This is a genomic window from Variovorax sp. LjRoot84, from assembly GCF_964254305.1.
GTDB lineage: Bacteria > Pseudomonadota > Gammaproteobacteria > Burkholderiales > Burkholderiaceae_C > Variovorax.
Window position 1 is genome coordinate 612407 of record NZ_CAXUTE020000001.1, and the last position, 16517, is coordinate 628923.

Genomic DNA, 16517 nt, shown 5'->3' on the forward strand with positions numbered 1-16517 from the left:
ACTGAGACCTAGGAGGTGGCGAAAGCGAAGTCGACCTCGGGCTTGAGGCCGCTCACGATGCGCGCGATCGATTTGCCCGAGCCGCAGGCGTGGGTCCAGCCCAGCGTGCCGTGGCCGGTGTTGAGGAACAGGTTCGGCAGCTTCGTTTTGCCGATCAGCGGCACGTTGCTGGGCGTCGCCGGCCGCAGTCCGGTCCAGAACTGGGCTTGCGTGCTGTCGCCGGCGCCAGGGAACAGCTCTTCGACGCGCCGCACGATGGCCTCGCAGCGCACGCGGTTCAGGTCGCGGTCGTAGCCGTTGAGTTCGGCCGTGCCGGCGATGCGCAGGCGGTCGCCGGTGGCCGAGGTGTAGCGCGAGAACACCAGCTTGTACTCGTCGTCGGTCAAAGAGACCTGGTGCGCCTTCGAGGCATCCTTCACCGGCAGCGTGACCGAGTAGCCCTTGGCCGGGTAGATCGGCAGCCGGATGCCCAGCGGCGTCGCGTAGAGCGGGCTCAGCGAGCCCATCGCCAGCACGAAGGCGTCGCCGCGGATGCGCTGGAAGCGGCCTTCGTTGTCTGTCGCTTCCACGTGGTCGATGCTGCCGCCTGCTTCGCGCAGCGCGGTCACGGTGTGGCTCATGAGGAAGTTCACGCCGGCCGCAGAGGCCAGTGCGACCAGTTCGCGCGCGAAGCGGTTGGCATCGCCAGATTCGTCTTCGGCCGTGTAGGTGGCGCCGGCCAACCGGGGCCGGATGTGGGCTAGCGCGGGCTCGATCTTCACCGCCTCGTCGGCCGAGATCACCTGGCGCTCGCAGCCCAGTGCGCGCATCTGCTCGGCCGGCTTCAGCGCGCCGTCGAATTCCTTCTGTGTCGTATAGAAGTGCAGGATGCCCTGGGTGCGCTGGTCGTAGCTGAGACCGGTGTCGCGGCGCAGCTGCTGCAGCGTGTCGCGGCTGTAGGTGCCCAGGCGCACGATCTGCTCGATGTTGTGGCGCGTGCGCGCCGGCGTGCATTCGCGCAGGAACTGCAGGCCCCAGAGCCACTGGCGCATGTCGGCGCGGATGCGAAAGAGGAGCGGTGCATCTTCCTTGCCGAGCCATTGCAGCACCTTGAGCGGCGCGCTCGGGTTGGCCCAGGGTTCGGCATGGCTGACCGAGATCTGGCCGCCGTTGGCGAAGCTGGTTTCGGCAGCCGGTGTGGCCTGCCGGTCGATCACGGTCACTTCGTGGCCGAGTTGCTGGAGGTAGTAAGCCGAGGTCACGCCGAGCAGGCCGGCGCCGAGAACGATCACGCGCATTTCGAGAACCTTTGAGGTTGCAGCGCTTGAACGCAACGGAAACGGAAGCTCGAAAAAGAAAGCAACCGGACCATGCGTCCAAGTTGCCGCTCCCCCTGTCCTCGGTACCTGAGAGATTCACCCGCTGCGCCCGCAGCAGGTTTGCTCCTTCGGTGCATCACATGGCGTGATGGCTCTCCAGACGGCTTTGACAGTTGATGCAGTACAGGCTCATCTCGTGAGCCGACCTGAGCGTTTATGGGAGTTTGCGCCTTCGGTGGAGCCGCTTCCCGCGGCCCGCTCTCCTGCAGTGCAGCAATTGTAAGGCGGCGGGGACGCGCGCGGCTACGGATTTCTGAAGGCGAACTCGAGCTCGGGCCTGAGGCCGCTCACGATCCGGGCAATCGACTTGCCGGCGCCGCAGGCGTTGATCCAGCCGCGCGCGCCCGGCGCGACATTGAGGAACAGGTTGAACAGGCGGGTCTTGCCGATCATCGGCAGCCCGTCCCGGCTGACGGCATGCACGACCGTTTCGAGGGAGGCATGCGCCGTGTCGGCCGCGCCGGGCAGCAGCGTTTCGATGCGGCGCAGGATGGCGTCGACGCGGTCCGAATCGGGCTCGCTCTCTTCGTCGAAGCTGGCGCGTACCGTGGCGGAGACCCGCAGGCAGTCGCTGCCCGGCGTTTCGATGCGCCGGATGCCCAGCTTGCCCTGCCGGTCGCGCAGCGCGACGCGCGGTGCGCGAGTCGCGTCCTTGAGAGGGATCGTGACGATGTATTCGCGCAGGAAGCGAAAAGGCATGGCGATCTTCAGCTTTTCGGCGTGCATCGCGCTGGAGATGCCGAGCGCCAGCACATAGGCCTGGCCGCGCAGGACGACGGGCTGGCCATCGGCATCGAGCAGCTCGACATGGTCGATGCGGCCTGCGCGCTCCTCCAGGGAGATCACCGTGTGCTGGGTCAGGAAGCGCACGCCGGCCGCGCGGCACAGGAACACCATGCTGGCCGCGAACTGGGCCGGGTCGCGCGCCGCCGGATCGTCGAGCGAATAGGCTGCGCCGGCGAGCTCGCCGCGCAGGGCCTGCAGGGCCGGCTCGATGCGCAGCGCCTCTTCGGCGGAGACCAGGCGCTCCTCGCATCCCAGATCTTTCCAATGAGAGGCGCGCGCCAGCCGGGCGTTGAAGGCGTCGGCATCGGTGTAGATGCTCAGCAGGCCCGGGTTGCGCTGGCCCGGGGGCACGCCGACTTCGTCGCGCAACGAACGCACGATGTCGCGGCTGTAGGCGCCCAGGCGGACGAGGTGTTCGATCGGCTTGGATTTCGGCGCCTCGCCGATGGCGCGATCGAGCAGCTTCGCGAAGCGTCGCCGCAGGCGCACGTACAGCCCCACCCATTTCGCGCGGGCGGCACGGCGAGTGGCGGATTGCCGAAGAAGCTGGTCGGCCGCGGCCGTGACGACCGTGTCGACGCGCCCGCGCGCCTTGGCGGCCGGCGTGGCATGCCTGTCGACCACCGTCACTTCGTGGCCCAGCTGTTGAAGGTAATAGGCCGATGTCACGCCGAGCAAGCCGGCGCCGAGTACAACCACGCGCATGTCCAGATCCTTTTGGGATGGCATGAACGGCGGGTTTGGGCGCTCACTGTGCGGAGCTGCCGTAACCCGGGGTTCAGATGCCGCTCCCCCTGTCCTTGGTACCTGAGAGATTCATCCGCTGCGACCTGCAACGGACTTGCTCCTTCGGCGCATCACCTGGCGTGATGACTCTCCAGACGGCAATTGACTAAATGAGCAGTGATTCGAACCGATGCGAGGTTCACCTGAGCGTTCATGGGAGTTTGCGCCAACGGTGGGATGTCGATGCATCCGCTTTTCTGCGGTAAGAATCTTAGCTTAGAAACCGGTTTCCTGGCCGTCACGCGCGGCGCAGGCGGGTGAACAGCTCGAACTCCCAATTGCGCATGCCCAGCAGCAGCGTGTAGCCCTCGCGCTCCTTGGGCGAGAGCTTCTGGTCGGTCTGGTGTTGCTGGGCGAAATCCTGGGCCACGCGCTGCAGCCGGTCCAGAAAGGCCGGCGCCAGCGAGCGGCTGATCGAGCCGTGAACCAGCAGCAGGCCTTCGGCCGGCCCGTCGAAGCCGCCTCGGTAGTAGTCGAGCACCACGTTCTCGCGGAAGAAGTCCATCACCGGCCCGTGCGGGCGCCAGCGGAAGGTCTTGGCGAGTTTCAGGCGGTAGCGGTTCAGCGGCCGGAGCTCGATGATGCCGATGCGGTCGAGTTGCGCGAGGTAGCCGATGCATTCGGCCTCGCTGATCCGGTAGGCGGTCACGATCTGCTCCAGCGTCCACTGGCTCAGGACGCAGATGGCCAGGAGCAGCAGCTTCTTGTCCTTGACCACGGCCTTTTCCTGCTCGAGCGTCAATTCCTTGAGCAGCGGCTGCGCATCGGCCACGCGGCGGGCGAGTTCGGCGAAGTCGATCTTGAGTGCACGGCAGATCGCATCGACCCGCGTGAGCGGCATGTCGCCCTTGGCGAGCATGCGCTTGACGCTGGATTCGGCCATGTCGAGCGACTTGGCGAGATCCGCATAGGTCATGCGGGCGGTTTTGAGCTCGTTCTTGAGAGCCTGCACAAGGTCGACGGTGGTGCTCATGGCGGGAGTATTGGGATTTGATACCTGAGGTCGTGAAAAAGTACTCCGTATCGATTCTCGATGCTCCCGGAGCGGTTGACAACCTACATTCCGCCGCACACACATCACCCGGAGCCCGCCATGCCTCTGCCTTCTCTGACCCGCCGCGAACTTGGCCTCTTGTCCCTCTTCGTCCTGCTCCTGCTGCTTGCGATCGCCGGCCCGGCCCTGCCGGCGCCCGGCCTGGGCGGCGCGCCTTTCGCCGACGACCGCGGTTGGCACGGCGTGCCCTATGCGATGGACGTGCTGAGCAACCTGCCTTTCGCGGTGATCGGCGTCTGGGGGCTGCGCTGGTTGCGCTGGCTGGAACGGGCGCACGAGGAGGCGCAGGACGCCGCGCCGCTGCCCCAGGCCATGGCCCAGCCGCCGGTCAACACGCTCGACTGCGCCTGGATGTTCTTCGCGGGCCTGATCCTCATCGCCGCCGGCTCGGCCTTTTACCACCTGCAGCCCGACGGGCTGCGGCTGGCAGCGGACCGCGCCGGCATGGCGGTGGCCTTCGCCGGCCTGATCGGCTGTGCCGTCTGCGAGCGAGTCAGCGCCCGCGCCGGCTGGCCGGCCGCCTGGTTCACGCTGACCGGCGGGCTGCTGGCGGTGGCCGTCCACCAGGTGAGCGGCAACGTGCTGCCGTGGGCGCTGGTCCAGTTCGGCGGCATGGCGCTGGTGCTCGCGCTGGCACTTGCCAAGCCCCTGGACGGCGCCATCGGCCTCAGGCTCGGCTGGGTGATCTTCTTCTACGCGCTGGCCAAGTTGCTCGAGCTGTCGGACCATGCCATTTACGAAGCGACGCATCATCTGATGTCGGGCCACAGCCTCAAGCACCTGGTCGCGGCGCTGGCGGCGCTGCCGGTGCTGCATGCGTTGCAGTCCATGGGGCGGCAGACGCTGCGGCACAATCCGGGCGCGGCCGCGGTGACGGCCTGAGGAACCCGCCAGGGAATTCGCATGACAGCACCGGTCGACGCCTCCATTGCCATCGCGCCCGAAGCGCATGCGCACGCCAATCAATTCGCCTTGCTCGGGCAGCGGAGGTTCGGCCCGTTCTTCTGGACCCAGTTCGCTGGCGCGGCGAACGACAACCTCTTCAAGTTCGCATTCACCGTGATGGTGACCTACCAACTGCAGCTGGGCTGGATGCCGCCGGCCATGGCGGGATTGGCCATCGGCGCACTCTTCATCCTGCCCTTCCTGCTGTTCTCGGCGACCGCGGGGCAGCTCACCGACAAGTACGACAAGACGAAGATGATCCGCTTCGTCAAGAATCTCGAGATCGCGATCATGGCGGTGGCGGCGTGGGGTTTCATGCGTGCGGACGCCGTGATCCTGCTGGGCTGCGTGTTCCTGATGGGGCTGCATTCCACGCTGTTCGGTCCGGTCAAGTTCGCCTACCTGCCGCAGGTGCTTGATGCGCGGGAGCTCACCGGCGGCAACGGCATGGTCGAGATGGGGACCTTCGTCGCCATCCTGCTGGGACAGGTGGCCGGGGGCCTTCTCGTGGCATTGCCGCAGGTCGGCCACACCACGGTGGCGGTGGCTTGCGTGCTGTTGGCGCTCGCGGGGCGCGCGGTGGCGCAGGCGATTCCACCCGCGCCGGCCACCGATCCGGGCCTCGTGATCAACTGGAATCCGTTCAGCGAAACCTGGCGCAATCTCAAGCTGGCGCACGGCAACCTGGTCGTGTTCCGTTCGCTCCTGGGCATCTCGTGGATGTGGTTCTTCGGCGCCGTGTTCCTGAGCCAGTTCCCGAGCTTCGCGAAGGAGGTGCTGCACGGCAACGAGCAGGTCGCCTCCCTGCTGCTGGTGGTGTTCTCGGTCGGCATCGGCATCGGCTCGCTGCTGTGCGAAACCCTGAGCCGCCGCCAGGTGGAGATCGGCCTGGTGCCGCTGGGCGCGATCGGCATGAGCGTGTTCGCCATCGATCTCTACTTCGCCTCGCGCGCGCTGCCGCCCGCGGCGGAGATGGGGCTCGGTGCCTTCATGGCCCAGGCCGTCCATTGGCGCGTGATGGCCGACCTCGGCCTGCTGTCGCTCTTCGCGGGGCTCTACAGCGTGCCGATGTACGCGCTGATCCAGCTGCGCAGCCAGCCCACGCACCGGGCTCGGATCATCGCGGCCAACAACATCCTCAATGCCCTGTTCATGATCGGCAGCGCGGTCATCGCCGGCGCGCTGCTCAAGGCCGGCTTCACGATCCCGCAGATCTTCTTGTTTACCGGCATCGCCAATGCGGTGGTGGCCTTCTACATCTTCATGCTGGTGCCGGAGTACCTGCTGCGCTTCGTGGCCTGGGTGCTGTCGCGCATCGTCTACCGCTTCGACGTCAAGGGCGAGGAGCACATTCCGGCCGAGGGCGCTGCCGTGCTGGTCTGCAACCACGTGAGCTTCATCGATGCGGTGCTGCTGATGGCCGCGAGCCCGCGGCCGATCCGCTTCATCATGGACCACCGCATCTTCCGCGTGCCGGTGCTCGGCTGGCTGTTCCGGTTGGCCAAGGCCATTCCGATCGCGCCGCAGAAGGAAGACCCGGCAGCCTATGAAGAAGCCTTCGCGCGCGCGGTACAGGTGCTGCGCGAGGGCGATCTGCTCGCCATCTTCCCCGAGGGTGCGATCACGCGCGATGGCAGCCTGCAGCCCTTCAAGGGCGGGGTGATGAAGATCCTCGAGGCCGCGCGTGCCGAGGGCATCGATCCGCCGGTGATCCCGATGGCGCTGACCAATCTCTGGGGCTCCTACTTCAGCCGCTTCGAGGTGCGCGACGGCGAGAACGTGGCCATGGCGCGTCCGTTCCGGCGCGGCTTTTTCAGCCGGGTGGGGCTCCATGTCGGCAGTGCGATGCGGCACGCCGAGGTGCAGCCCGAGGCTTTGCAGCGGCGCGTGAGCGGGCTGCTGGAAAGCCAGCCGAGCTGATGCTGTTCCTGCCTGACGGCTTCTGGTATTCGATCACCTGGTTTGGTGACAGCGGCTTCCTGCTGCCCGTCGCGGCCTGGATTGCCGTGTGGCTGGGCGTGCGGACGGTCACACGGCCGATCGCATGGCGCTGGCTCGCGCTGTTCGGCTCCGCCGGCGCCATGGTGGCCGCTTCGAAGATCGCCTTCATGGGCTGGGGCATCGGCAGCGCCATGCTCAACTTCACCGGCATCAGCGGGCACACCATGCTCTCGGCCAGCGTCTGGCCGGTCGCCTTCTGGCTGACCGCAGCGCATTGGGAACCGCGCGTGCGCGTCTCCGCCGCCACGCTCGGCTGGGTCTTCGCTGCGCTCATCGGGCTGTCGAGGCTGGCGATCTATGCCCATTCCAAGTCGGAGGTGGCCGCCGGATTCGCGCTGGGCGCGGCCGTCAGCGCGTTCTTCCTGTGGCAGCAACAGCACCGGCCGCCGCCGCGGCTTCATTGGATCCTGCTGCTGATCAGCATGGTCTCGCCGATGCTCTTCCTGCGCCCCGGCACTACAGCGCCCACGCACGACGCGCTCGGGGTGATCGCGGTGCGGCTGGCCGGTACGGAGCGGCCCTTCACGCGCGACGACCTGCTGCGCCGTCGGGTGCGCCAAGGTATCGACTAGAGATACCGGAGGCGTCGCAAGGTGCCACTGGTGCAGTAATTTGCGCCTCGCCGAGGAAGTGCGAACCATCATTCGCGCACCTTCACTACGCCGCGAGGCATTCATGCAACCCTTCTCTTCCACCGTTTCCATCCAACGCGACACCCGTGCCTGGCAAGTCCAGGTCTGGATCTCCTTCGGGATGGCCGTGTTCCTCTGCGCGACCGGGCTCGGCTGGCTGCCGGGGCAGGCGCTGGACCGCGCGTTCATGGTGATGGGCTACGTGTTCTGCCTCTCGGCCGCCTTCGTGCTGGCGAAGTTCGTGCGTGACAACCAGCGCGGCACCACGCCCGGTGCCGGCGACACGCCGATGTGGAAGCTGGTCGTCTGGGGCGGCTTCTTCACCGCGATGGGCCTGACCGGCTGGGGCCTGCTGCGGATGGAGATCAGCGAGACCTACAAGGCCTTTCTCGGCGTGAGCTGGCTGTTCCTGATCAGCTCGGCCTTCACGCTCGCCAAGATCCTGCGCGACCGCCATGAAGCCGATCTCGCCGAGGCGCGCCTCCAAGGCCGCCGCGAAGCCCGCGCCGAAACCGGCCAGGGCGAATGAAGCACTCCATACACCTCATCTTTCGAAAGCACATCATGAAGAAGTCCTTCGTCACGGTTCTGATGGCGGCTTGCGCCGCGATGGCGGGTGTTGCCGCCCCGCTTCACGCTCATGCACAGAGCGAAGCCTCGGCAGCGCTCTCGATGCTGCCGCTGGCCTCGGTCGTCGGCGTCGCCTCGGTGGCCGGCAGCGCGGCGAGTGCCGCGGTGGCCGTGCCCGCGGCGCTGTCGGTGGGTGGCTCGGTGCTTACGGTGGTGGCGGTAGAGGCATCGGTCGACGGTACCGTCTACCTGCTCGAACGTGCCTCCGATGGCGCCCGGGCCAGCGTCAAGGTACTGGGCCGCGCGGCCCACGGTGCCTCGGTCGTTGTCGGCACGATGGTCACGGTCAGCGTGATCGGCTCGGGCATCGTGCTGTCGGCGGCCGGCGAGGTGCTGGCCTTCGTGCCCAATGCGGTCGGCCGCGCGCTGCTCTACAACGAGAGGCTGTCATGAGGCGCGCGCCCACCAACTTCGGCCCCTACGAAATCGAGTACCGGGCCCAGGTTTCCCGCCCGCGCCGAATGCTCCGGGCCATTCTTCAGGTGTTTGCGGCGGCGGCGGCCGTGGTGCTGGCGGGGCTCTTCCTGTTTCCGCTCAACGCGCACGCCGGTCGTTCCTGTGAACAGCAGAAGCCCGGCGCGGCGGCGGTCATGAAGGGTATGCAGCTCGCCGAGCGCACGGCACAAGGGCTCGATGCAAGCGGTGCGCGGGTCGTGCTGCTGGCGCGTGCGGGGCAAGACCTGAGCAGGTACGGCCTGCGCTACTCGCATCTGGGCCTGGCCTACAAGACAGAGGCGGGAACGTGGCGCGTGGTCCACAAGCTCAACCAGTGCGGCACGGCGGTGGCAGCCATCTATCGCCAAGGGCTGGGCGAATTCTTCCTCGATGACCTCTGGCGCCATGAAGCCGCCTGGGTGATCCCGGCGCCGGCCGTGCAGGCGCAGGTGCTGGCGGCGCTCAACGAATCGCCCGCTCGCATCACGCGGCTGCACGCCGCGCCCTACAGCATCGTGAGCTACGCCTGGGGTCACAAGTACCAGCAGTCGAACCAATGGGCGATCGAGACGCTGGCTGCGGCGATGGAGCCCGGCACCATCCGCACCCGCGAGCAGGCGCAGGCCTGGCTGCAGTTCAAGGGCTACGAGCCCGGCGTGCTGAAGCTCGGGCCGCTCACGCGACTCGGCGGACGCGTGGGTTCGGCCAACGTGGCCTTCGACGACCATCCCAACGAGAAGCGCTTCTCCGATCGGATCGAAACGGTGACGGTCGATTCGGTGTTCGCCTGGCTGCCGCGGGCGGGGCTCGGCGCCGCGCCGGTGGTGCTGCGCCTATGAGCCCGGCAAGCGGCATCCTAGTATCGCGCCGCACCCTGCTCGCCGCCGCACTGATGGGGGCCGGCCTGCTGCTGGTCTCGCCCACGGAGGTCCATAGCGGAACGCTGCACCCCGTCGAGAACGTGACGCGGCTCTACACGGTGAAAGTCGAACGTGTGGTGACTCCGCGCTCGCGCGAAGCAGTTCGCAACGCGCTTCTCGAGTGGCCCGGCCTGATCGCTGTAGGCGGCGGACGCTATTCCATGGGCGGCCAGGTTGCAGTCGCAGGTGGCCTGCACATCGACATGCGTGAAATGAATCGGCTGGTCTGGCTGCGCCCCGACACGAAGACGGTGCGTGTAGAGGCCGGCATGCGCTGGCGCGACCTACAGGATCACATCGACGCACATCAACTCTCGGTGCAGACCATGCAGAGCTATGCCAACTTCACCGTCGGCGGCTCCGTGTCGGTGAACGCTCATGGCCGGTATGTGGGCCATGGGCCGATCGGGCACTCTGTGCGAGCGCTGCAGCTGGTGCTGGCCGATGGCGAGATCGTCGAGGTCGATCGTCAGAAGCACCCGGAGCTTTTTCGCGCGGCCATCGGCGGCTACGGCGCCGTCGGCGTGATCACGGAGGTCGAGCTTGCACTGGACGACAACGTGCGGATCGAACGCACGGTCGAGGCACTGGCGCTGCGGGACTATCCGGCCTGGTTCGAGCGGGAAGTGCGGGCCGCAAACGGACTCCTCCTGCACAACGCTGACTTGGTCCCGCCCTTTTTCGACGAGGCATCGGCCGTGAGCTGGCGTCGCTCGGACAAGCCACTGACGGTGGCCGCACGACTGGTTCCGCGCGATCGGAGCTATCGGCTGGAACAGGGCATGGTCTGGGCAGTGACCGAGCTGCCGAACGGCGATGCGCTGCAGCGCAAATACATCCGCCCTGCGTTGCTCGATAGACCGGAGGTGGTCTGGCTGAACTACGAGGCGAGCCTGAACCTTCGTTCGCTGGAGCCAGCCAGCCGGCGAGCATCCACCTACGTGCTTCAGGAGTACTTCATTCCGACGCAGCACTTTCTCGTCTTTGCAACCGAGATGGCACGGATCATCCGAAAGCACCAGGCGAAAGTGCTCAATGTGTCGATCCGGCATTCGCCGACCGACGAGGTGTCGATGTTGGCTTGGGCACGCGAGGAAGTGTTTTCATTCGTCGTGTACTACAAGCAGCGCACCGACTCCCAAGCCTTGGAAGATGCGGGCCGCTGGACCCGCGACATGATCGACGCTGCGCTGAAGTGCGGCGGAACCTATTACCTGCCCTATCAGCTGCATGCGACCCGGGCGCAATTTGCTGCCGCCTATCCTCAGGCTGATGCGTTCCGGGCCGTGAAGCGCGCGGTAGACCCTCAAGGACGGCTGAGCAATGCGCTGTGGCAGCGATACCTTTGAATCGAAACAGGAGCTATTGCGATGAGCAAGTCCTTGCGTTTGTCCGAAAAGTGGTTTCGCCGCGGCCTCTGGGTGGTGGCGCTGGTGTTCGCGAGCTTTCTGGTCGGGCTGGGCAGCACGATCGTCGGCGATCTGCCGCAGGTCGAGCGCACGCTGACCCTCGACGATTTCATCGACAAGGCGGCGGCCGAGCCGCTTCGCGCCACGATCCGCAACGCGCAGCGCACCGAGCAGGAGTCGACACGCGAGCGCGAGCAGGCGGAGCTCGCGCTCCTGACCGCCCAGCAGACCAGCCGGGCGGCGCGCGAGACCTTCGGCAACTGGCTCGCGACGCGGCGCGCCACTGCGCAGCCCGACCAGGACACCGAGTTGATCGCGCGCACCAAGGCGCTCGATACGCTGAAGGCCAGGGAAGACGACGCCCAGAGGGCCGTGGGCGCGCAGCGCCAGATCGCGCTCGATGCGCGGCAGGCGCGCCAGAGCGCGCAGCAGAAACTCGCGCCGCTGGAAGATGAAGCGCGCAAGAAGCTCGAGGCGGAAAACCGTCGCGTCGAACTGCGCGTGTTCGGCTACCGGCTCGCGCTCACCTTGCCGCTGCTCTTGATCGCCGGCTGGCTCTTCGTGAAGAAGCGCAAGAGCACCTACTGGCCTTTCGTGTGGGGCTTCATCTACTTCGCGCTCTTCGCCTTCTTCGTCGAGCTCGTGCCCTATCTGCCGAGCTATGGCGGCTATGTGCGCTACGTGGTCGGCATCGTGGTGACCGTGCTCGTGGGGCGCTACGCCATCATCGCGCTCAACCGCTATCTCGCGCGCCAGAAGCTGGCCGAGGCGCAGCCCGACACGGTGCGCCGCAACGAGCTGAGCTACGACACCGCGCTGGCGCGGCTCGCCAAGAGTGTGTGCCCGGGCTGCGAACGGCCGGTGGACCTGAAGAACACCGAGATCGATTTCTGCCCGCATTGCGGCATCGGCCTGTTCGATCACTGCGGCGTCTGCGAAGCGCGCAAGAGCGCGTTCTCGCGCTTCTGCCACGCCTGCGGGACCGGTGCGGCTGCCGCGGCGGCGCCGGGTATTCCGCCTCAGGTCCAGCCTGCGTCCACCACGTAGTCCTGCGCGGTGCACATCTTCGAATCGTCGGCCGCGAGAAAGAGCGCCATGCTGGCGATGTCCTCGGCCATCACGCGGCCCGGCAGGCACTGGGCGGCATCGATCTGGGCCTCGGATTCGGGCTTGACCCAGAGCTTCAACTGGCGCTCGGTCATCACCCAGCCCGGCACGATCGAGTTGACGCGGACGTTGGCCTTGCCGAGGTCGCGCGCCAGCGAACGCGTGAGGCCGCGCGCGGCCGCCTTGCAGGCCTGGTAGACCGGGTAGCCGGCGCCCTTGATCATCCAGCTGATCGAGCCGAAGTTGATGATCGACCCGCCGCCCTGCGCGCGCATGTCCTCGGCCACGGCCTGCGCGGCGAAGAACTGGTGCTTGAAGTTGATCGCCACCAGCCGATCGAAGTCTTCGCTCGTGACGTCGGCCATCTCGTGGCGGCGGTCGTTGGCCGCATTGTTGAGCAGCACGCGGATCGGCCCGAAGCGCGCGCGCACCGCGGCGATGGCTGCGCCAAGCGCTGCGACGTCGGTCACGTCGCACTCGTGGAACAGCACCTCGTTTTCGCCCTGCAACCGGGCGGCAAGCGCGCAGCCCGCAGCCGCATCGATGTCGCAGAAGCCCACATGCGCGCCCTGCGCATGGAAGGCGCGCACCAGGCTTTCGCCGATGCCGGTGGCGCCGCCGGAGATGAACACGCTGCGGCCGGCGAGCGATGGATAGCGGGCGGAGGGGGTCGATGCCGTCATGAGGAGGATCCGTGCAGGAACGAAGTGCCAGTTGCGATTCTCCACGCCAACGATGGTGCGTGTCACCCGGGTTGGCCGAGAATGCCGCGTTCGCATCAACGATCGAAGGCACGCACTCCCATGAACGACAACGACGAACTGGTGCATCTTGCGGCGGGCGCATTGCATCTGGTGCTGGCGCCGGAGGTCGGCGGCGCGATCGCAGCCCTCTACGATGAGCGCGACGGCCGGCGCTTCGACTGGTTGCGGCCGGCCACGGCCGATGCGCTGGCCGCACGTCATCTCTTGGCCATGGCGAGTTTTCCGCTCCTGCCCTGGTGCAATCGCCTTCGCGACGGCCGCGCGCATGTCGGCGGGCGCGACATCGCCATTGCGCCGGGCCATCCTGCGGGGCCCTCGGGCCGGCATCCGCTTCACGGCATCGGTTGGCAACGGCCATGGCAGGTGGCAGAGGCCTCGCCAACCCGCGCGGAGCTCGTGCTGAGCGTCGAGGCCGATGCCCAGTGGCCCTGGCGCTTCGAAGCCTCGCAGCTGTTCGAACTCGATGCGACGGGGCTGCGTTGCACCATCACGCTGATCAACCGCGACAGCGCCCCGATGCCGGCCGGCATCGGCCATCACCCCTACTTCATCCATCACGCGGGCACACGCCTGTCGGCGAACACCGGCGCCATGTGGCGTGGCGATGCGGAGGTGATGCCGGTCGCGCTCGAGCCGACGCAAGAGGTGGCCCGGCTGCGCGAAGGCGTGGAGCTGGCCGAGCTCGATCTGGACAACAACTTCACAGGATGGCTGCGTGAGGCCCGCATCGAATGGCCGACGGCTTCGTGCGCGCTGGCGATGGCGGCCGAGGCGCCGCTCGACTTCTTCGTCCTGTACTGCCCGAGCGGCGCGGATCATTTCTGCGCCGAGCCGGTGAGCCAGTGCACCGATGCTTTCAACCTGTGGGACCGCCATGGGCTCGGCGAAGTGGGCGGCACGGTCCTCGCGCCCGGGGCCTCGCTTTCAGGGCGCTGGTCGCTGCTGCCGCAGCGCTGACGCGGGCACTCCCGCGTGCGGCGTATGGCTTCCGGCGTGTTCTCGCGCGAGCGGGTTCTGGCTACGCTCAACGCCTTTGATTCAGAGCACGATCATGTTCAGGAACCTCATTCGCCGCCATGCCGCCGCAGGTCTTTACGTCGCGTCGGTCGCTGCTGCCTTGCTGTCGGCGGCGAGCCTCGTGACCCATGCGCAGGAGCCGGCGACCGTCCGTCTCTTCAAGGTGGTTTCGCCGCGCGACGACATCGTGGTCGGCATCGAGGCGGCTCAGCTCGGCGCCGGCAGCACGCCGGAAGTGCAGCGCTTCGCGGCGCTGCTGGCGGACAAGAGTCCCTTGACGGTGTGGCAGTACGCGTCGCAAAAGGATGCGGGCGGCGCGCTGGTGCAGGCGCCGCTGCGGCAGGTCGCGCTGTTCACGAACGAGCTGCTGCGCATCGAGCCCTACACGACGCCGCTGCCCATCAAGGTGCCTGGCGCCAAGTAGGCGCATCCTAGACGCCGCGGGCCCGGTCGGCCTTGAACTGCGCGCGGAACTGCGTGTAGGTGCCGGCATCGAGCGCCGCGCGGATCTCGCGCATCAGGTTTAGGTAGTAGTGCAGGTTGTGGATGGTCGTGAGCATCGGGCCCAGCATCTCGCCGCAGCGGTCGAGATGGTGCAGGTAGGCGCGGCTGAAGCCGTCGCGGCCACCTTCGTTCCACGACACGCCTGATGCGCCGGCGCAGGCATGGCAGCTGCAGCTCGCATCGATCGGCTGCGGGTCGCTCTTGTGGCGCGCATTGCGCATCTTGAGGTCGCCGAAGCGCGTGAACAGCGTGCCGTTGCGCGCATTGCGCGTCGGCATCACGCAGTCGAACATGTCGACGCCCTGTGCCACGCCCTCGACCAGGTCCTCCGGCGTGCCCACGCCCATCAGGTAGCGCGGCTTGTGCGCCGGCAGCCGGTGCGGCGTGTGCGCCATGATGCGCAGCATCTCGTCCTTGGGTTCGCCGACGCTCACGCCGCCGATCGCGTAGCCGGGAAAGTCCATCTCGACGAGCTGGGCCAGCGACTCTTCGCGCAGGTTCTCGTACATGCCGCCCTGCACGATGCCGAAGAGCGCGTTGGGGTTCTCGAGCCGCGCGAACTCCGCCTGGCAGCGGCGCGCCCAGCGCAGGCTGAGCTCCATAGAACTGCGCGCCTCGGCCTCGGTCGTGAGGTGGCCCTGGGTGTCGTAGGGCGTGCACTCGTCGAACTGCATGACGATGTCGCTGTTGAGAATGGTCTGGATCTGCATCGAGACCTCCGGCGTGAGGAAGAGTTTGTCGCCGTTGACCGGCGACGCGAACTTCACGCCCTCCTCGCTGATCTTGCGCATCGCACCCAGCGACCAGACCTGGAAGCCGCCCGAGTCGGTGAGGATGGGCTTGTCCCATTTCTCGAACTGGTGGAGGCCGCCGAAGCTCGCCATCACGTCCAGGCCGGGACGCATCCAGAGATGGAAGGTGTTGCCGAGGATGATCTGGGCGCCCATCTCCTCGAGGCTGCGCGGCATCACGCCCTTGACGGTGCCGTAGGTGCCCACGGGCATGAAGATCGGAGTTTGCACCACGCCGTGGTTCAGCGAGAGCGTGCCGCGGCGCGCATGGCTCGCGGGGTCGGTGGCGAGGAGTTCGAAGTTCAGCATGGTTGTCTCGAAAGAAGCATCGCGTCGCCGTAGCTGAAGAAGCGGTAGCGCTCGCGGATCGCGTGGGCATAGAGCGCCATCACGCGCTCGTAGCCCGCGAAGGCGCTCACCAGCATCATGAGCGTGCTCTTGGGCAGGTGGAAGTTGGTGACCAGCAGGTCGACGTGTTCGAAGGCGAAGCCCGGCGTGATGAAGATGCGCGTGTCGCCCGCCGCTTCGCCGCTCTTGGCCCACGATTCGAGCGTGCGCACGGTGGTGGTTCCGACCGCGACGATGCGGCCGCCGCGCGCCCTGGTTTCGGCGATGGCGCGTTGCGTCGTCTCGGGCACCTCGTAGCGCTCTGCATGCATCGTGTGATCGGCGATGTTCTCGGTCTTCACCGGCTGAAAGGTGCCGGCGCCGACGTGCAGCGTGACGTTGGCGCGCTGCACGCCGCGCGCCTCGAGCTCGGCCAGCAGCGCCTCGTCGAAGTGCAGCGCCGCGGTCGGCGCGGCGACCGCACCCGGCACGCGTGCGAACACGGTCTGGTAGCGGCGCTCGTCGTCCTGCGAGTCGGCGTGTTCGATGTACGGCGGCAAGGGCACGTGGCCGCAGCGGGCCATCAGCGCATAGGGGTCTTCACCGGCGGCGCTGTCGAAGCGGAAGCGGAACAGCGCGCCGTTCTCGTCAGGCCAGCGGCCGAGCAGCGTCGCCCGGAACTCGCCGGCCATCGCCAGCGCGGTGCCGGCCGGCGGCTTCTTGCTGACCTTCATGTGCGCGACGATTTCGTTGCCTTGCAGCACGCGCTCCACCAGCAGCTCGAGCTTGCCGCCGGTGGGTTTTTCGCCGAAGAGGCGCGCCTTGACGACGCGCGTGTCGTTGAAGACCAGCAGATCGCCGGCGCGCAACTGCGAGGGGAGGTCCTTGAAGATGCGGCCGATGGGTGGATCGACCGTGCCGTCGAGCAGTCTCGAGGCGCTGCGCTCGGCGGCGGGATGCTGGGCCACCAGTTCGGGCGGCAGGTCGAAATCGAAATCGGAAAGCGTGAAGGCGCGCATGGTGCTTGAGGGCCGGACGGGCCCGTGCCAAG

Annotated in this window: 16 protein-coding genes and 3 riboswitches; of the genes, 10 read left to right on the plus strand and 6 right to left on the minus strand. The window is 67.2% G+C overall.

The genetic code is table 11. From position 1 onward, the window contains the following. Positions 1-8: 8 nt before the first annotated feature. From ACSQ9I_RS03190 to ACSQ9I_RS03200, 3 genes are all read right to left on the minus strand, one after another. Complete coding sequence (locus ACSQ9I_RS03190; protein WP_436312260.1) at positions 9-1277, minus strand: D-amino acid dehydrogenase; 1269 nt, start codon at positions 1275-1277, stop codon at positions 9-11. A gap of 85 nt (positions 1278-1362) precedes the next feature. Further along, positions 1363-1468: riboswitch (glycine riboswitch) on the minus strand. Positions 1469-1483: 15 nt separating this feature from the next. Beyond that, positions 1484-1574: riboswitch (glycine riboswitch) on the minus strand. Between the two features lie 27 nt (positions 1575-1601). Beyond that, positions 1602-2849, minus strand: a complete 1248-nt coding sequence (locus ACSQ9I_RS03195; RefSeq protein WP_436312261.1) for an FAD-dependent oxidoreductase — start codon at positions 2847-2849, stop codon at positions 1602-1604. Positions 2850-2928: 79 nt separating this feature from the next. Further along, a riboswitch (glycine riboswitch) is annotated at positions 2929-3035 on the minus strand. Between the two features lie 133 nt (positions 3036-3168). Continuing rightward, entirely contained in the window at positions 3169-3903 is a 735-nt protein-coding gene (locus ACSQ9I_RS03200; RefSeq protein WP_093105224.1) for a helix-turn-helix domain-containing protein, read from the minus strand. A gap of 120 nt (positions 3904-4023) precedes the next feature. Here ACSQ9I_RS03200 and ACSQ9I_RS03205 point away from each other — a divergent pair, with 120 nt between their 5' ends. The 8 genes from ACSQ9I_RS03205 (at position 4024) to ACSQ9I_RS03240 (ending at position 12003) form a co-directional block, all read left to right on the plus strand. Next, positions 4024-4866, plus strand: coding sequence for a hypothetical protein (locus ACSQ9I_RS03205; RefSeq protein WP_093105227.1), 843 nt, complete (start codon positions 4024-4026; stop codon positions 4864-4866). A 21-nt stretch (positions 4867-4887) separates the two neighbouring features. After that, positions 4888-6849, plus strand: coding sequence for an MFS transporter (locus ACSQ9I_RS03210; RefSeq protein WP_436312262.1), 1962 nt, complete (start codon positions 4888-4890; stop codon positions 6847-6849). Beyond that, positions 6849-7502 carry a phosphatase PAP2 family protein gene (locus tag ACSQ9I_RS03215; RefSeq protein WP_093105233.1) on the plus strand — a complete coding sequence of 218 codons (654 nt, stop codon included), beginning with the start codon at positions 6849-6851 and terminating at the stop codon, positions 7500-7502. Before ACSQ9I_RS03210 ends, ACSQ9I_RS03215 begins: the two co-directional genes overlap by 1 nt. A 103-nt stretch (positions 7503-7605) precedes the next feature. After that, positions 7606-8091 carry a YiaA/YiaB family inner membrane protein gene (locus ACSQ9I_RS03220; protein WP_436312263.1) on the plus strand — a complete coding sequence of 162 codons (486 nt, stop codon included), beginning with the start codon at positions 7606-7608 and terminating at the stop codon, positions 8089-8091. A gap of 35 nt (positions 8092-8126) precedes the next feature. Further along, positions 8127-8585: a hypothetical protein gene (locus ACSQ9I_RS03225; protein WP_436312264.1), complete on the plus strand. Its 459-nt coding sequence runs from the start codon at positions 8127-8129 to the stop codon at positions 8583-8585. Between the two features lie 68 nt (positions 8586-8653). After that, positions 8654-9466 (plus strand): DUF2145 domain-containing protein, encoded by an 813-nt coding sequence (locus tag ACSQ9I_RS03230; protein ID WP_436315706.1) that lies wholly within the window; start codon positions 8654-8656, stop codon positions 9464-9466. Continuing rightward, positions 9463-10896, plus strand: a complete 1434-nt coding sequence (locus tag ACSQ9I_RS03235; RefSeq protein WP_436312265.1) for an FAD-binding oxidoreductase — start codon at positions 9463-9465, stop codon at positions 10894-10896. The genes ACSQ9I_RS03230 and ACSQ9I_RS03235 overlap by 4 nt, the downstream gene beginning before the upstream one ends. A gap of 21 nt (positions 10897-10917) precedes the next feature. Beyond that, positions 10918-12003, plus strand: a complete 1086-nt coding sequence (locus ACSQ9I_RS03240; RefSeq protein ID WP_093105245.1) for a serine endopeptidase — start codon at positions 10918-10920, stop codon at positions 12001-12003. Here ACSQ9I_RS03240 and ACSQ9I_RS03245 read toward each other — a convergent pair. Next, positions 11976-12746 (minus strand): SDR family NAD(P)-dependent oxidoreductase, encoded by a 771-nt coding sequence (locus ACSQ9I_RS03245; protein ID WP_436312266.1) that lies wholly within the window; start codon positions 12744-12746, stop codon positions 11976-11978. The two genes, ACSQ9I_RS03240 and ACSQ9I_RS03245, sit on opposite strands and share 28 nt — an antisense overlap. Before the next feature lie 120 nt (positions 12747-12866). Here ACSQ9I_RS03245 and ACSQ9I_RS03250 point away from each other — a divergent pair, with 120 nt between their 5' ends. Together ACSQ9I_RS03250 and ACSQ9I_RS03255 are read left to right on the plus strand one after the other, a co-directional pair. After that, positions 12867-13784 (plus strand): aldose 1-epimerase, encoded by a 918-nt coding sequence (locus ACSQ9I_RS03250; protein ID WP_436302669.1) that lies wholly within the window; start codon positions 12867-12869, stop codon positions 13782-13784. A 94-nt stretch (positions 13785-13878) separates the two neighbouring features. Next, positions 13879-14268, plus strand: coding sequence for a hypothetical protein (locus tag ACSQ9I_RS03255; protein WP_436312267.1), 390 nt, complete (start codon positions 13879-13881; stop codon positions 14266-14268). Between the two features lie 7 nt (positions 14269-14275). Here the strand turns inward: ACSQ9I_RS03255 and tgt are convergent, their stop codons facing one another. Together tgt and queA are read right to left on the minus strand one after the other, a co-directional pair. Continuing rightward, positions 14276-15448, minus strand: coding sequence for a tRNA guanosine(34) transglycosylase Tgt (gene tgt, locus ACSQ9I_RS03260; RefSeq protein ID WP_436302671.1), 1173 nt, complete (start codon positions 15446-15448; stop codon positions 14276-14278). After that, entirely contained in the window at positions 15442-16485 is a 1044-nt protein-coding gene (queA, locus tag ACSQ9I_RS03265; RefSeq protein WP_436312268.1) for a tRNA preQ1(34) S-adenosylmethionine ribosyltransferase-isomerase QueA, read from the minus strand. The genes tgt and queA overlap by 7 nt, the downstream gene beginning before the upstream one ends. Between the last annotated feature and the right edge of the window lie 32 nt (positions 16486-16517).

Coding starts and splice junctions, on each gene's coding strand:
- ACSQ9I_RS03255 (WP_436312267.1), top strand. CDS start 13,879: ATGTTCAGGAACCTCATTCGCCGCCATGCCGCCGCAGGTCTTTACGTC.
- ACSQ9I_RS03190 (WP_436312260.1), bottom strand. CDS start 1,277: ATGCGCGTGATCGTTCTCGGCGCCGGCCTGCTCGGCGTGACCTCGGCT.
- ACSQ9I_RS03200 (WP_093105224.1), bottom strand. CDS start 3,903: ATGAGCACCACCGTCGACCTTGTGCAGGCTCTCAAGAACGAGCTCAAA.
- ACSQ9I_RS03210 (WP_436312262.1), top strand. CDS start 4,888: ATGACAGCACCGGTCGACGCCTCCATTGCCATCGCGCCCGAAGCGCAT.
- tgt (WP_436302671.1), bottom strand. CDS start 15,448: ATGCTGAACTTCGAACTCCTCGCCACCGACCCCGCGAGCCATGCGCGC.
- ACSQ9I_RS03245 (WP_436312266.1), bottom strand. CDS start 12,746: ATGACGGCATCGACCCCCTCCGCCCGCTATCCATCGCTCGCCGGCCGC.
- ACSQ9I_RS03225 (WP_436312264.1), top strand. CDS start 8,127: ATGAAGAAGTCCTTCGTCACGGTTCTGATGGCGGCTTGCGCCGCGATG.
- ACSQ9I_RS03250 (WP_436302669.1), top strand. CDS start 12,867: ATGAACGACAACGACGAACTGGTGCATCTTGCGGCGGGCGCATTGCAT.
- ACSQ9I_RS03240 (WP_093105245.1), top strand. CDS start 10,918: ATGAGCAAGTCCTTGCGTTTGTCCGAAAAGTGGTTTCGCCGCGGCCTC.
- ACSQ9I_RS03235 (WP_436312265.1), top strand. CDS start 9,463: ATGAGCCCGGCAAGCGGCATCCTAGTATCGCGCCGCACCCTGCTCGCC.
- ACSQ9I_RS03215 (WP_093105233.1), top strand. CDS start 6,849: ATGCTGTTCCTGCCTGACGGCTTCTGGTATTCGATCACCTGGTTTGGT.
- ACSQ9I_RS03195 (WP_436312261.1), bottom strand. CDS start 2,849: ATGCGCGTGGTTGTACTCGGCGCCGGCTTGCTCGGCGTGACATCGGCC.
- queA (WP_436312268.1), bottom strand. CDS start 16,485: ATGCGCGCCTTCACGCTTTCCGATTTCGATTTCGACCTGCCGCCCGAA.
- ACSQ9I_RS03220 (WP_436312263.1), top strand. CDS start 7,606: ATGCAACCCTTCTCTTCCACCGTTTCCATCCAACGCGACACCCGTGCC.
- ACSQ9I_RS03205 (WP_093105227.1), top strand. CDS start 4,024: ATGCCTCTGCCTTCTCTGACCCGCCGCGAACTTGGCCTCTTGTCCCTC.
- ACSQ9I_RS03230 (WP_436315706.1), top strand. CDS start 8,654: ATGCTCCGGGCCATTCTTCAGGTGTTTGCGGCGGCGGCGGCCGTGGTG.